Raw genomic sequence first — 15,321 nt, 5'->3', positions numbered from 1 at the left:
TAGTCATATCAGCATTTATCATGGCACATCTGAGACTACGGGCCTTAATATGAATATCGGTAGTCACTAATCGTGGGGCGTCTGGTGTGAAAAGGTTCAACAAAAAGGCAAAGTGACGGTAATCACTTTGCCTTCCTAATGTGTCTTAGAGGAGAGAGACTAACTGTTTACGTGGCGAGAAAATTGAACGAGTGCTTGCTCGGCAGGCATCGGTTTGTGGAAGTAAAACCCTTGCAACTCATCAATATTCCAAACTTTAAGCTTGCGTACTTGGCTCGCGGTTTCAACACCTTCGGCGACAATAGTTAACCCTAACTCTTGAGACATGTTAGCAATGTTTCTTACCAGTGTTTTCGCTCTGTCATTGGTTTCAATCTCGTCGATATAAGATTTATCCAGCTTCACAATATCCAATGGAAAATTACATACGCTACTGAATGATGCGTATCCAGTACCAAAATCATCCAAAGCGAGTCCAACACCAAGTCGCTTGATGTCTTGAATGCTTTGGATTGATTCTATTTCTCCGCCCATCAACATACTTTCGGTAATTTCAAGCACAAGCTGGCCCGCAGAGAGGTTGTATTGAGCCATCACTTTTTTTAGGTAGGGCATCAGTCCGGAATGATAAAAGTGCTGCGCACTTAAGTTCACATGCACGCTTAACATCGATAGACCTTGCGCATGACGAACTCCATTGAGCCGACTGATAAATTCGCACGATTGTTTGAGAATGGACTCTCCCAATTCGACGATAAGTTTTCCTTGTTCTGCCATCGGAATAAATACTTCTGGTGAAATCATCCCTAATGTTGGATGTTGCCAACGAGCAAGTGCTTCGAAGCTAATAACTTCAGTGGTTTTAGCATCCACGATAGGCTGGAAAAAAGGTTTAATCGCATCTTGTCTAATGGCATTTTCTAAATCGCGATTGATCACCATAGACGTTTCCGCCTGCTCTGATAGTTCTTCATCAATGACTAATACTTCGTGAGAGTGACGACCCTTAGCGGATTGCGATGAGAAACGTGCTGCAAGCAGTAAATGCTCGACAGACTGGTGAGTAATGTTTAGGTCCATCATCACCGCTTTACTGTCTAATGACATCATGATCCCGGAGAGCTGGACCTTATGTGACAAATGATTCAGTAATCGATTGGTAGCATCTATCGCTTTTTGGTGGTGCTCGATATCTGGAATCAAAACGATAAATTCATGCTCACTAATTCGGCCTATTTGGAATGCCCCTAATTGCTCGCGTATAGCGGATGCGATGTATTGAATCACTTCATCAAAAATGAGGTGACCGTATACCCCTGCAATTTGTTTGAGAGTCTTACTGTTAATGTACACAAACGAAAAATGGTTTGGCCGTGTCTCTACGAGTTCGTGCAGAGCATTGAGAATGACAGGACGGTTACAGAAACCGGATACCGGATCAAAGTCGGTGAGTTTTTGGATCATTTCTGCTTGCTGTTTTGTCTCTCTCATATCCTGAAGCAATAACATCAGTGCACTTTGACCATGATGTTGAATGAGCGTGGCTTCTATCAAACAGTCGATTTCTTCTGTATTGCTATCGAGCACCTGCGCTTCGAATTGTGTTTTACCGTTTTTCAGCTCTCTGAACATTGCGTCAACTCGACATTCATCGTCCTCCGATGGGCACAAGGTGTCTAGAGGACGATCTATCAATTGCGATTTGCTGTAGCTCAACAGATCTAACGCGCGTTGGTTGACATCGACAATTTTACGATCGATAACAATTAGCATGCCCAGTGAGGAGCTATGGTACAGAGCACCAAACTTTTCCATCGAGTCTTTCAATTGCAGTTGGGTTAACGATGTATTTTCAGAGAGCTTTTGTACCAGTTTTGTCGCTAACTCTAATTCGTCTACTTTTACAGAGTGCAAGCCTTCAAGCTGGTATTGAGAGGCGATTTCGCTTATTCCTTCAGCAAAATGATTAAAGCGAGTGGCGACCTTATTTTTAAACGTGATGTAGGTACCCGCAGCGATGATTGATGCCACAACGCCAACCGTTGCAAACAGGTACATGAATAGCGTATTACCTTTCGCATAATGCTCTCGCTGTGTTTTCGTTTTTAGCCATGCGATTGGTTCACCAGATAAATCAGAGAGTGAGGCCCATTTTGTTATTGACCGCGAGGTCTTCTCTATATCCCGCATCTCACTACTGTCTGATCCACTTACCATCTGCGTCTCTAATGAGTTTTCCGCAGTTAAAATGGATTTAAAGTCTCCAGGAAAGCGCAAAGATAGGTTTCTTCCCCAAAGCATCCATCCGTTAGAAGGGCGGTCGCCTTCACTATTTCTAACTGGGCTGAGGCTAAGACCCCAAATAGTATCGTTGATTTTAAACAACCCTGAGATGCTCTCTCTATGGATATCAAGCTTGTGATTCATGGACTTGATGTAATCTTGAAGAGTAGGTTGATTCGCCATTTTAGCGGTGAGTTCTGAAGAAGTGTCGGGGTTATCCTCACGAGTTAAGGAGAGCAGGGTTTGCCCATTAGTCGTGATAAATGCCATCATATCGAGGTTTAACGCATCAATGCTCTCTGTGTAAAGGTTTCGCTCGGTATATTTCGCAATATCACGATCAACAAACAGATCGTATGTTTCGTCCCAGTACGCCCAGTCGTATGAGGCGCTTTCTTGCTGGCTCACCATCATGTCGATGACAGCGAGTGCTTGCTGATTCGCATGGTTAATTTCCATGTCTTCGAGCTCATCTAAGCTATACAGGAAAAAATAACGGCTAATAAAAAGGAAGCTGATGACCATGCCCAGCAGTCCTAATGAAAAGTATAAGGCGGTTTTATAGCGAAGATTCAAGTTAAACAAGCGAAGTGTTTTCATTAAAAAATAGTTATAGATGTTAATTCACTGAAAGTGTACGACATGTTCTAACAGAAATTGTTGATATAGATTCAAATTATAGAGATAAAATGAAGGATTTGCTGAGCTGATATGGTAAGTGAAACGTTTGCTCTAATTACTAGATTTTCGCGTTTGCAATTAAAATGCTCAATAACGTACCGCGCATTCAAATTACGGTTTAATCGTGCAGCTAGTAAAGGTATAAATCTTTTTATAAAACAGTCTATTAGTGTAACTAGTGCTTTTCTTCTGTATCTAAACTTCTTTTGTAATAGTAAACTGCGAAAAAATGATGGGTAATTATGATGTTTATTGTTCAACGCTTGGTCAAACTGGCCATTATCTGTGCCATTTTCTTTACTATCTTCGATCTCATCTCCTATGGTGAGATTACTTGGGTTCAAAGGTTGCTGGCTTCTATAAGCTAAATCTAGAATTCAATATGCACACATAACTCCACGAAGCGAGTCAATTCTTCGTTACTCGCCTTCGTCATTTGCTCCTTATCTGAGCTTTAAATAAAAGTCCCTCCACGTGCAGCTCTGGTAACCGTTTTCCATTAATGGAAAAAACCTAAAAATGCAACTAACTTCATACTAATGGCAAGTGTAAGGTATGCAGTTGATGAGGCAATTCAGCATAATCACATTAGTTGTTGTGACACTCATTTTGAGCCAAGCAACAATCGCAAGAAATGCTAAGGTGCTAGGTGATATTTCGTTAGTTCAGCCGATAGAAGGTGACCCTGTCGTAGATATTAAGCTGGCGAGAATTGGCTGGCATCTCTTTCGTGATCCTCAGCTATCTTCAAACGGTAGCGTCAGTTGTGCGACGTGCCACAACTTGCAAACCAATGGCACTGAAAATACACCAGTTTCTACAGGAGTGAAAGGTGATGGAACTCGAAATTCCATCACAGTGTTTAATGCAGCGTTAAATTATCGTTTTTTATGGGATGGTACCGAAAACACCTTGATGGCTCAGATTGATGGGCCAATCCACAATCCAATAGAAATGGACTCAAACTGGCAAACAATAGAGCAGTACGTGAAAGGAAGCGAACGTTATCAAGCGCTATTTAGTCGTGATGGTGAGCTACCGATTAATATTAACAATATTAAGTCCGCCATTGTGGAGTTTGTCGAAGGGCTCCAAACTCCAGGTGCACCATTCGATGCCTACTTACTGGGTTACACCCATGTCCTCAGTGAGCAGCAAATTAGGGGGTGGAAAACATTTCAGTCTTCAGGTTGCGTACAGTGTCATCAGGGCAAAAATATTGGCGGAGCGATGATACAAAGGTTCGCCTATTTCAAAGATAAGCCAGTAGTAGAGGATTCGGGACGGCACCTGATTACGACGGAAAGTGAAGAACAATTCTATTTTAGAGTCGCCAGTTTACGTAATGTCGCCCTAACAAGCCCTTATTTTCATAACGGACGAGTTGACCAGTTATCTGAGGCGATACAGATTATGGCGAAAACGCAGCTCGGAATTACGATGAGCGATGAAAGTGTCGCTGATATTGAAGCGTTCTTACAGTCTTTGACAGCACCCAGACCCGTGATTTTAGAGGTGTTGGAAAATGAGTAAATTCAAACTCGTTAATATCTGCTTTTTTATTGCCATGCTGACGTGTTGTGTATTGGCGTACATGTCACATGTGAATTCAAAAAGTGCACAAGAATTCCACGCGGAGTTGACGGATATTGGGCACAAGTTGATTGAAGAGCGCGATGTTATCGTGAATCGATATGCGGTTGAAGATAGGAAGAATTATGAACTGACGACATCTTTAGTGGATATAGAAGTCGCAGCTGAGAACTTGCTAAATTCATCAAGGGAGTCAGTTTGGTTCCCTGTTACGCCCAATCATAAAAAAGTTGAGGATACGCTCAATCTATTCAAAAACCGTGTGCTTGATACAACGCTGAAGCTCGATATGTTGATTGGCGTTCAGGTGGAGAATCAATACGCGTTATTAATGCTATTCAACTTATATCAGCAAGATATTTCTACCGATACCCGAAAGACGTTGAGTGGGCATCACTATTTTGAGTTTCTCAACCAACTGCTTTTGACACAAAACGTAGTTGAGAGTGAAAGTGAAGCCAATTTCTTAGATCGGCTTCAAGCGAGCGATAAGAGGATAGAACTACTCACGAATGAACTGCTTGATCATGGATACTTTGTTTTTATCGAGGATGCGGAGCATCGGCTGCTCAATATTGCCCAAAGTGAAGCGCGTTTCACTTGGTTGTTTGTTTTTATTGCCGTGATGTTGTTAGTCAGCGCATTTTTGTATCAGTCGCAATATCGAATGTACAACTTGAAACAATTGAACCTCGAAATCGAGGAGGCGCGAAATAAAGCCGAGCGAGCAGCAAAAGCCAAATCAAGTTTTCTCGCCGCAATGAGTCACGAATTAAGAACGCCGATGAATGGTGTATTAGGCCTTTCTCAAATGATTGCAGAGGAAACCAAAGAGCCGACGACTAAAGAGTACGTGAAAGTCATTCTTGATTCTGGCCAACACTTGATGACGATTCTCAACGATATTTTGGATTTCTCTAAAGTTGAAGAAAACAAACTGGAATTTGAACAGGCTAAGTTCAATTTAGATCAAGTCATTTCTCCTGTGTGTAGCGCAATAAAACCGCTCATCGATGAAAAAAATATCGAATTGATCGTGGAAAATGAAGTGCCTGAATACGTTGGATTTACCGGAGACTGCGCACGTTTACGACAGATTTTGTTTAATCTTGCTGGCAACGCGGTGAAGTTTACCAGTGAAGGGCATGTGTTAATCAGAACGGAACTTGATAAGGTAAATCATTGCTTGGTGATGATTGTGAGTGATACTGGTATTGGTATCGCGCTAGACAAGCAAGAACATGTTTTCAACTCGTTTGAGCAAGCCGACTCTTCAACTACCCGAAAATTTGGAGGCACAGGGCTTGGTTTGGCAATAGTTAAAAAATTAACTGGCTTGATGGATGGCAAGATTACTTTGAAAAGTGTGCAGGGCGTCGGAAGTCAATTCATCGTCGAACTGCCCATTCCTTGGGTTGAATGCGAACTTCCAAAGGCACAAGAGCCTCCAAAAACTCGCAAGAAAACACACAATTTGCAGATATTGCTTGCTGAAGATAATCGAGTGAACGCCATTGTGGCGAAAGGGTTTTGCGAAAAGTTGGGACATGAGGTGGATGTTGCTGAAAACGGATTGGTGGCGGTTAAAAAGGCGAGAGATAACGAATATGACCTGATTCTGATGGACAATCACATGCCTGAGATGAATGGTGTTGAAGCGACGCGTGTGATTCGACAAGAGTTAGGTATCAAGACATTACTCTTTGCGTATACGGCTGATGTATTTCGTGAGGCGCATGATAGCTTTATTGAAGCCGGAGCGGATCATGTGCTTACAAAACCGCTACAGCAAGAGAGCTTTTCTGACGCTCTTAAACAGTTTGCGGCGAGGCTCGAACCAAAAGAAAATCTACCATTAACGAATGACAACAATGTTCTCCAATTGCAGCGCAAGCCAATAGAGAAGTTACGGCTGACAGAAGAAGAGTTATCCAGTTCAGAGATGCTCATTTCTTTGCAAGAAGCGCCGGAAGCGATAGATGAGCTACTAAAAAGTATTATTGTCGATTTTGAATCATCGGTTGATGAACTTATTGATTATTTTATGGCTGAAGATTTCGCGTCTCTAGAAGACACGTTGCATAAAACAAAAGGCATGGCATTGAACCTTGGTTTGCCGATTTTAGCTGGACAAACGGAGGCGCTAGAAAACGCGCTCAAAGCGAAGCAAACTCCTGAAATTGAGCGGTTACAGATGCTAATCAACCGATTACAAGTTAACATCCATCAGGCTAATCGACTTCTGGATGACATACAGAAAAAAAACGTCGATCCTCAACAAATTTTGTAACGTCTCTGAGTTCATACGTTCCTTACCTTGTTTCGTTATGGTTTACTATGACGTGAATGGATGTGTTGATTCGTCAATGAGAAAATCAGGGAGTTAGAATGAGTAAGCATTCCGCTTTAATCGAATGGCATCGCGAAGCTGACGAAGTGTTCAGTGATAACCAGTATAGTCGGGCGCACATTTGGAAGTTTGATGGCGGGTTGCAAGTCCCTGCGTCACCATCTCCACACGTAGTGCCGTTGCCATTATCTGTAGAAGAAAACGTTGATCCGGAAGAAGCATTTGTTGCGGCACTTTCAAGTTGTCACATGCTTGTTTTTCTCTCTATTGCGGCGAAACGACGTTACGTTGTGGATCGCTACCTAGATGATGCAGTAGGAGAGCTGACAAAAGGTGAAAATGGGAAAGAATGGGTGTCTAAGGTAACACTAAACCCTAAAATAACATTTGCTGGTGATGATAAACCGACACGATCTCAATTAGAAAAAATGCACCACATGGCTCATGAGAATTGTTTTATCGCCAATTCGGTTAAAACTGAAGTGACGACGCTTATTGCGGATTAAATGAAGCTCTTCTTCAAAGCGCAGTGTATCACCGAATAGTGTTAAGCCAGCAGTCCGGCTGCTGGCTATTGTGAACTAAACGATGCCTTGCTCGATCATCGCATCAGCGACTCTTCTAAAGCCGGCAATGTTTGCACCTAAAACTAAATTACCAGGCTGACCAAATTCTCGACTGGTTTCGTTTGCGTTAATAAAGATGTTTTTCATGATGGCCTGCAACTGGCTATCGACTTGCTCAAAGGTCCAGTTTTGCATGCTGGCATTTTGTGCCATTTCAAGCTGACTGGTTGCAACGCCGCCTGCATTGGCTGCTTTCGCTGGCCCATAAGCCATTTCGGAATCCACGATGATATTGGCCGCATCACGAGTGGTTGGCATGTTTGCGCCTTCACTAATCAAAACACACCCATTATCGATAAGAGCAAGAGCATCGTTTGACGTCAGTTCATTTTGGGTCGCGCAAGGAAATGCGGCGTCAGCTTGATATCGCCATACAGCATGCCCTTCATTAGGATAGTCACCCAACGGCGTATACTCTGCTTCAGGGTAAGTGTCTAAATACTCTTCTAAACTTACTCTTTTCACTTCTTTAAGTTGCTTGAGGAGCTGCAGATCAATACCGTGCTCATGATAAATCGTGCCTCTAGAATCGCTGCATGTTACTGGGGTTGCTCCCATGTGGTATAGCTTTTCAATTGCATAGATAGCGACGTTACCTGCGCCTGAAACGAGGCAAGTTTTGCCTTTTAGTGAATCATTACGGTCATTGAGCATGCATTCCGCAAAATATACGGTTCCGTATCCCGTTGCTTCTTTTCTAACAAGTGAGCCCCCCCAAAGAAGGCTCTTGCCTGTAAGTACTCCTTCGTAGCGTCCCGTCAATCGCTTATATTGACCAAACATATAACCAATTTCACGCGCACCGACGCCGATATCGCCAGCAGGAACATCGGTAGCAGGGCCAATGTGGCGGTATAACTCGTTCATAAATGATTGGCAAAATCGCATGATTTCACCGTCAGATTTTCCTTTAGGATCGAAGTTTGAACCGCCTTTTCCGCCACCAATTGGAAGGCCAGTAAGCGCGTTTTTAAAAATCTGTTCAAAGCCGAGGAACTTTATGATGCTCGCGTTCACTGAATGATGGAACCTCAGTCCGCCTTTGTATGGACCTAACGCGGAGTTAAACTCGACGCGGTAGCCTTTGTTTACTTGCACATTCCCAGCGTCATCGACCCAAGGAACTCGAAACATGATTTGACGTTCTGGTTCTACGATTCTTTGGATAATCGCTTGTTCTTTATATTTATTATTGCTTTCTATGACAGGAGCGAGAGAAGTTAATACTTCTTCTACGGCTTGGTAAAACTCTTTTTGAGCCGGGCTACTGTGTTGCAACGCAACAATAGTATCGTGTATGTGTGACATAGATCTCTTCCTTGATATGAATAAGCAATCAGTTTATATGAATTTATTCCCATTAAATAGTGATTTTGACTAATTCTCAATGGCTATAATGGTCTTTCCTGCGGATGAGAATGCTCAATTTCCAACTTCTGGTCGTATTGATGAGGAAGATTAAGTGAGTGACATGAGTGGATAGCTGAGTGATCGGTTTCACATATAGCGAGCAGAAGCCAAATTAGTCGATATTGTTGTGCTGTCACGCAAACTGTTTTTGTTAACTCGGTGTTAACATTTGAGCGTGTTGACTCGAAAAAGATAAAAATATGCATGAGCTTAAGACTCTGGACTCGTTTATGCAGCAAGACGGTCTACCAGTGTTTGGCCATCTTGATGGGATTCCCACATCTTTACAGTTAGATAAGTTTACCTACCTTGATGAGATGGATAAGCCAGCGTCTAAGTGGCGCCGTTACTGTGATTATAAGCAGTTTCAGTTCGTTAATTTGGTCACACCTAACTACGTGATTGGGGTTGCGATTGCGGATATTAGGTATTTAGCATCTGGTTTTTGCTATCTGTTTGACATTCAAAATAATGAGTTAGTGGAGCAGCAGTGGTTAAAGCCTTTTAATATTGATTATCAAACTCAGCCTTCCAGTTGGTCTAGTCATGCCCATCTTGCTGACAAAAGTATTCAGTTTTCTATTCAGAATGGTATTTGGCACGTCCACTTTGTGACAAAGTCTGTCAATGCTGATCTCTACTTACGTCCAGAAAGTATGAGTTTGCCATTAATGTTATGTACGCCAACCGGTTATGCGGGTTGGACTTATACGCAGAAGCACAATGCGTTAACGGTAGATGGCAATTTATTCATATTAGGAAAGGAACAAGATCTCTCAGAAGTGGCTGCTGGTTACGACTTTTCCGCTGGGTACATGCGACGGGAGACAAGCTGGCGGTGGGCGAGTATTAATTGCTTTGAAAGCGGCAGACGGTTGGGGCTGAACTTAGCTGCGGGTGTCAATGAAACGGGCTACTGTGAAAATGTATTCTGGATTAATGGTGAACGGCATTTTTTACAGCCTGTTCAGTTTCAATTTTCACGAAATGATGAAGGACAAAGGTGGCATATCACGTCGGAAGATAAACGGATTGACCTAGTATTCACGCCTTTAAATCGACGTTCAGAAAAGAAGAACTTTTGGTTTCTCAAAAGCAATTTTCGTCAATATATCGGCTATTTCTCTGGCTACATCGTTGATGGGAATGGTATCAAACATCAGTTAGAAGAAGTCATAGGTCTTACTGAAGATCACTATACAAAATGGTAGAAACACAATGGATTGGACACAGTTGATGGAACGCCCTGAATTACTTCTGATGATTTTGGCGCCAGTTTTCTTTTTATGTATGGTTGCAGAGTACTGGTTTGGACAACGAAGGGGACGTTTGCCTGAAAGCGCGACGTATTATATTCCGGAAGTTGTATGTAATTTTGTACTTGCGGGCTTACACCAAGCGACAGACATACTCACGGGTTTACTGATTGCTCAGTTATATTTGTGGTGGTTTGATTGGCGATTGTTTGATATCGAAATGAGCGTTTCAGCGTTTTTGCTACTTGTCGTTCTGCAAGACTTTTTCTATTACTGGTTTCATCGAGCTAGCCACCGTATTCGTTGGATGTGGGCTGCGCACGTGGTCCATCACAGCTCGGAGAGAATGAATTTCAGCACCGCGTTTCGTCAAAGCTTGATGTATCCGTTAGCGGGAATGTGGATTTTCTGGTTGCCTTTGGTGATTATTGGCTTTGATCCCAAGTGGGTCGTCTTCGTTGTGCTGTTTAATCTGGGCTTACAGTTTTTTGTTCATACTCAATCAATTCGCTCGCTTGGACCGCTAGAGTGGGTATTTAATACGCCATCTCATCATCGTGTTCATCATGGTATAAACCGTCAGTACATCGACAAAAATTACGCGGGAGTGTTGATTATCTGGGATCGGATGTTTGGAACGTTTGAACCAGAAGTGGAAACCGTTAGGTATGGAATTTCTAAACCTGTAAACAGCTTTAATCCCATTCGTGTGACGTTTGCAGAATGGAAAGATATGTTTTATGACGTAACACGACCAAATTTAACGTGGAAACAACGTTGGCGCTGTCTATTTGCTCCGCCATCGGATTCTTTTGAGTAGATTGAGATAAAAGAGATTGGAGCGGGCAGCGGGAATCGAACCCGCATCATCAGCTTGGAAGGCTGAGGTAATAGCCATTATACGATGCCCGCGCATCGATAGGACGCAGTTAATATGCCACACTGAACGAAAAAGAAAAGTCTTTTCTCATCAATTGTTTGTCAGATGCCTAAAAAAGTAGCGTCTTGGTGTTAAAGTGTTCATTGTCTCTGTTTTTCAGGAGGGTCAGAGATTCCGCTTCTAAAATCGATGGCTGCTAATTAGGGGCAAACACACTGTTTACTAGCGTTTAGGTATTGATGATATTCAAGATTGTCAGTGTAAAGGTTAATTGCGTTTATTGAACAGTCACGTTTCATGGTCAAGACTAGATATTGAAATGATTACTTTTTACTGCTGAAGCGTATGTATAGCACTAGCGTAATTCCGCTGAAACAGTCAGCTTAACCAAAGGAGATTTAACATGTGGAAAGGTTTGATATTAGGGACGGTGATGATGCTCGTGTCTGCTTGTACAACCGTAACGACGGATGTTGATAAGCAAGCCGATTTTTCAGCTTACAGAACGTTTGATTTCGGTGCCCAAGCAGAAGCCCCTACGAGTATTGATGGTCGACGTATTGAACAAGGATTGGCTGAACAGCTTGAAGACAAGGGCTTAATTAAAGTGAATAGTGGTGGGGACCTTTACGTTCATCATGATATCGTCGAAGAGTCCGAGCTTGTCTCTTCTGGGTCTTCGGTGAGTTTCGGTTATGGTTGGAATAGCTTTGGCGTGATCACTTCAAGCCCGGAACGATACAAAGAACGTAAGTATGGCAAACTGGTGGTAGAGCTTGTTGATGCAAAGGCTAATCAGGTTGTGTGGAAAGGTGTTTCAAGCAGGAAACTATCTGAGTCTATGAGCTCTGAGAAAAGAGAGTCTCTGATTGAAGAAGAAATTGCGAAAATGTTTGAAAACTACCCTTACGGTGAAAAATAATTAGTATTCTTAACGATTAAGAATACTAATTGCCAATTGTTACGCACAGGGTTAAAAGAACTTATTATTTTGGTTTTGGTTACCTTTGTGCGTACGACTCTGATTGTTTTACTCGGACTACTTTTCTGCTTGTTGGCTCCGAGCATGAGTCTGGCGCACTCATACCCAAATTTTCTTTCCTTTCATAACCAGAATATTGCTGTTGACGCTAAGTCGAAGCACTTTTCAGAATACCCTGTCTCTCCAATACAACAAGACTATCCGAGTTTAAACAGCCGGAATATATTGAGGGTTAGCCATTCTAAGGAAACGAGCTCGAACGACGATGTAGAACTCGAATGGTTTGAAACGCTTGCTGTAGTATGGTGGACACATCGTTCGGCATTTCACTCGATGGGGCCGCTAAAACGCATCGGCAATGAAGCTTTAGGTCGTTGTGTTGAAAGTATTTTTACTCATTCTAAATACAGAGTCGGTGCGAGGAAAGAATCGAATCTCATATACCGCTTTATACATGCTCGCTAACACATTCCATGTTTTTACAATTTTTGGTTAGTTATGCTTAGGAGCGGTTTATGTTTGATTCGATAATTCAGGTCTTGAGTGCCTTTTGGCATCAAGATTTCACGGCGTTAATGGCGCCAGGCGGTGCAGGATTGGTTTATTTTGTTGTTGCTGCGCTTATCTTTTTGGAAAGTGGTTTTATTCCTGCTGCGCCATTCCCATGCGACAGTGTCGTCGTATTATCCGGTACGCTGGCGGCGGTTGGTGTCCTTGATCCAATAATGATCATGTTGGTGATAGCTGTTAGTGCGGGATTGGGAAGTTGGGCGGCTTACTTACAAGGCAAGTGGCTAAATCGCTTACCTAAGGTACGAGGCTGGGTGAGCGCGGTTCCTCAAAAGCGTTTGGAACAGGTCGACGTATTACTCAGTAAACATGGATTGATTGCGCTTTTTTGTGCGCGGTTTATTCCGGTTGTTCGTTCCCTATTGCCATTAATGATGGGGTTGCGAGTGAAACGTATTAGTAAATTCCATTACTTTGCGTGGTTGAGTGCGATTTTATGGACGCTGATATTATGCGGTTTTGGTTTATTGCTTCCTTTGCTACCAGACAATATGAGCAAAGCGATCACAATGCTATTAATGGCGGCCCCAATAATTACTCTTGTGATTGGGGGGCTTAGTTTCTTGTTTGTTAAAGCACGTCGAACGTTCTGTAAATCCAAGGATGTGTCAGAGTTTTCCCAGTAAGTTTACTTTGCTTTGCACTTTTAAGCTTGTATACAGATTAGACATCTAATCGGCTGGTTTTTATCAGTAAAAAGAAAGGCGCAATGTATGCGCCTTTCTTTTTTAGTGTCGTTAGGGGTTCGAATTTAATAGCCAATGCTATATAGATACTCGCCAACCTCTTTACATTGAGACTTGTAGATAGTTTCTACTTCGGATTCATTCTTATCTGCTGCTTTAAATTCAAGCTCAGCAGAAGATAACTGGCTGAAACTATAGTTTCTTTCAGACATTAGGTAGTGTCTGAACATCGCTCTGTGTTCTGGAATCGCAATACGTGCATTAGAAACGTTGGCACACTCTAGCAGAGTCTCATTGCTCATTTCTTCTGGCTTTGCTTCTGTGTTAGCGAAGGCAGAGCCCGTTGCAAATAGTAATGCTAGTGCGATAGTCGTAGCGAATTTTGTCATTATATGGACCTCAAATTGGTTCTAGTAACAATGAGCGTATTGGTTCTCATCGTTACATTTCCGTGTTCTCTGTATGTCATAAAAAGTTAAACAACAGGGAAGGCGTTGCGACCATGAGTAAAGACGTACATCAAATTGGCTTCTTTTCTTCCTGAGAGTCGATAGAGAGAGCGTTTACTCATCAGCCCGCCATAACCATCAAGAGGTAAGCGAGATGCTTGTTTCGCCAATTCCAATAGTGGTGGGGAAGAGAAAGCAACAAGTAAAAAATAATCAGGAGTAAAATCTGATGATAAAACACCATCAGTGGCGGATGTTCGGCGGCAGGAAACCAGCGCTAACAACTCGCGCTTTATGTGCAGATAATAACCTTCTGAGCCCCAAGAACTTGGAGAGGCAAATGTATGGAATTCGCTGTGTGCTAGTTCAAAATCGTCTTGTTGCGCGAGTTTAAGTAAGCGTTCAGAGGTGTAATGTTTAGTGTGGTGATACGTATGCGCATATGAGGCAGCGATGAACCCTGAAAATAGGGACAATGAAAGCATCAATAATATACGGTGTAGATAACGCAAGAAGTAACCCTAAACATATAACGTCATAGACTATCACTATGACTACGGAATCTTAGTGACACTATGATAACAATGAAAATCGGTGTCTGACCAACTCAGCGTATACTAACGAGATGGAAGAGGGATGAACAGAGTTTTCTGATGTTATTTAGGTATAAGCTAATACCTAAATAATTTTAGCGTTGAAGCAAGCGAAAACTGGAAAAATAGGTAAAGAAAGAGAGTCATGAGGCCTGGAAGCTTGAGTCAATCCGATTATTTGTTGGGGAAGAAATAGAGCATTCTTCCCCACATGATTTGCACCCGTGTTATGCGCTTGCGTAAATAACACTGCCGCCTTTTATGGTGTCAATGATCTCACGAGACAACTTCTTTGGCAGTGCTGGGCAACCCCAACTGCGCCCAAGGTAACCATTCTTCTTGATAAAAGAAGGGTTAGCATAGTCGGCACCGTGCACAACGATATAACGCTCGCGAGCTTTATCGTTCAACCCTGAGCTTAGACCATCTAGTCGAAGTGAATAGCCATTTGAGCCGTAGTAGGTGGTGTCAGTCAAAAACGTACCCAGCGAAGTTTTACGCGAGTTCACCACGTTTGAAAACTGCGTCGCTGTTTTCTTTCCACTGTTCACACCGTGAGAAACATAAGTATTGTAGATAAGCTTCTTTTTATCTAAATCAACCACATAAAAGCGTTTTTCAGTCGATGGTTTACTATAGTCGATGATGGTTAGTACTGATTTCTTTCTATCAGGTGTTTTTTGGTACGCGATGTAAGCGTCACGAAACAATTTAAAGTCTACTACGCCATCTAACTTTGCTTGTTTGAACACTTGTTCAATTTGATTCTGTGGTATGTGACTTTTGACTTCGTTATCTGCTTGTTTTGCAAAGGCAAAAGGAGAGGCAGACAGAAATGTCCATATAAATAATAAAATTAACTTTTTCATCTTGGCTAAATAAAACTCTATGGTGTTACAAATTTACCGATTGCTTCATGCATTCGTTAAAACAACATGCACATCAATATAATTCTATTCCCA

At 42.3% G+C, this 15,321-nt stretch carries 12 protein-coding genes and 1 tRNA gene; 7 read left to right on the top strand and 6 right to left on the bottom strand.

The genetic code is table 11. From position 1 onward, the window contains the following. Positions 1-159 precede the first annotated feature (159 nt). On the bottom strand, positions 160-2,883 hold the full coding sequence (locus NB463_RS11310; RefSeq protein WP_101911934.1) for an EAL domain-containing protein: 2,724 nt from the start codon (positions 2,881-2,883) through the stop codon (positions 160-162). A 645-nt stretch (positions 2,884-3,528) separates the two neighbouring features. Between NB463_RS11310 and NB463_RS11305 the strand changes: the two genes are divergently transcribed. From NB463_RS11305 to NB463_RS11295, 3 genes are all read left to right on the top strand, one after another. After that, positions 3,529-4,497, top strand: a complete 969-nt coding sequence (locus NB463_RS11305; RefSeq protein ID WP_258431226.1) for a cytochrome-c peroxidase — start codon at positions 3,529-3,531, stop codon at positions 4,495-4,497. Beyond that, positions 4,490-6,847 carry an ATP-binding protein gene (locus NB463_RS11300; RefSeq protein WP_258431228.1) on the top strand — a complete coding sequence of 786 codons (2,358 nt, stop codon included), beginning with the start codon at positions 4,490-4,492 and terminating at the stop codon, positions 6,845-6,847. Before NB463_RS11305 ends, NB463_RS11300 begins: the two co-directional genes overlap by 8 nt. 98 nt (positions 6,848-6,945) lie before the next feature. Further along, positions 6,946-7,413 carry an OsmC family protein gene (locus NB463_RS11295; RefSeq protein ID WP_258431229.1) on the top strand — a complete coding sequence of 156 codons (468 nt, stop codon included), beginning with the start codon at positions 6,946-6,948 and terminating at the stop codon, positions 7,411-7,413. 75 nt (positions 7,414-7,488) lie between these two features. On the opposite strand, the gene gdhA is transcribed toward NB463_RS11295, so the two are convergent. Further along, positions 7,489-8,841 carry an NADP-specific glutamate dehydrogenase gene (gene gdhA / locus NB463_RS11290; protein WP_258431230.1) on the bottom strand — a complete coding sequence of 451 codons (1,353 nt, stop codon included), beginning with the start codon at positions 8,839-8,841 and terminating at the stop codon, positions 7,489-7,491. A 302-nt stretch (positions 8,842-9,143) separates the two neighbouring features. On the opposite strand from gdhA, the gene NB463_RS11285 reads away from it, so the two are divergent. Together NB463_RS11285 and NB463_RS11280 are read left to right on the top strand one after the other, a co-directional pair. Then, positions 9,144-10,154 carry a DUF2804 domain-containing protein gene (locus NB463_RS11285; RefSeq protein ID WP_053807831.1) on the top strand — a complete coding sequence of 337 codons (1,011 nt, stop codon included), beginning with the start codon at positions 9,144-9,146 and terminating at the stop codon, positions 10,152-10,154. Between the two features lie 7 nt (positions 10,155-10,161). Next, positions 10,162-11,019 (top strand): sterol desaturase family protein, encoded by an 858-nt coding sequence (locus NB463_RS11280; RefSeq protein WP_005397136.1) that lies wholly within the window; start codon positions 10,162-10,164, stop codon positions 11,017-11,019. Between the two features lie 17 nt (positions 11,020-11,036). Here NB463_RS11280 and NB463_RS11275 read toward each other — a convergent pair. Further along, positions 11,037-11,111, bottom strand: a tRNA-Gly gene (locus NB463_RS11275). 371 nt (positions 11,112-11,482) lie between these two features. Between NB463_RS11275 and NB463_RS11270 the strand changes: the two genes are divergently transcribed. Next, the gene (locus tag NB463_RS11270) at positions 11,483-12,001 is read left to right on the top strand and encodes a DUF4136 domain-containing protein (RefSeq protein WP_053807830.1); all 519 of its coding nucleotides are present in this window, start codon (positions 11,483-11,485) and stop codon (positions 11,999-12,001) included. 575 nt (positions 12,002-12,576) lie between these two features. Continuing rightward, the gene (locus NB463_RS11265; RefSeq protein WP_258431232.1) at positions 12,577-13,257 is read left to right on the top strand and encodes a DedA family protein; all 681 of its coding nucleotides are present in this window, start codon (positions 12,577-12,579) and stop codon (positions 13,255-13,257) included. Positions 13,258-13,382: 125 nt separating this feature from the next. Here the strand turns inward: NB463_RS11265 and NB463_RS11260 are convergent, their stop codons facing one another. The 3 genes from NB463_RS11260 to NB463_RS11250 all read right to left on the bottom strand — a co-directional run bounded on the left by NB463_RS11260 (position 13,383) and on the right by NB463_RS11250 (position 15,228). Next, positions 13,383-13,706 (bottom strand): hypothetical protein, encoded by a 324-nt coding sequence (locus NB463_RS11260; RefSeq protein ID WP_182032857.1) that lies wholly within the window; start codon positions 13,704-13,706, stop codon positions 13,383-13,385. A gap of 86 nt (positions 13,707-13,792) precedes the next feature. Then, positions 13,793-14,251 carry a hypothetical protein gene (locus NB463_RS11255; protein ID WP_005397143.1) on the bottom strand — a complete coding sequence of 153 codons (459 nt, stop codon included), beginning with the start codon at positions 14,249-14,251 and terminating at the stop codon, positions 13,793-13,795. Between the two features lie 335 nt (positions 14,252-14,586). Next, positions 14,587-15,228: a murein L,D-transpeptidase catalytic domain family protein gene (locus tag NB463_RS11250; RefSeq protein ID WP_006741014.1), complete on the bottom strand. Its 642-nt coding sequence runs from the start codon at positions 15,226-15,228 to the stop codon at positions 14,587-14,589. Between the last annotated feature and the right edge of the window lie 93 nt (positions 15,229-15,321).

The sequence above is a fragment of the Vibrio sp. RM-41-2B genome, assembly GCF_024744415.1.
In the GTDB taxonomy this organism is placed as follows: domain Bacteria; phylum Pseudomonadota; class Gammaproteobacteria; order Enterobacterales; family Vibrionaceae; genus Vibrio; species Vibrio diabolicus.
The sequence above is the reverse complement of the archived record's forward strand: the minus strand, read 5'-3'. Positions and strand labels throughout refer to the sequence as shown.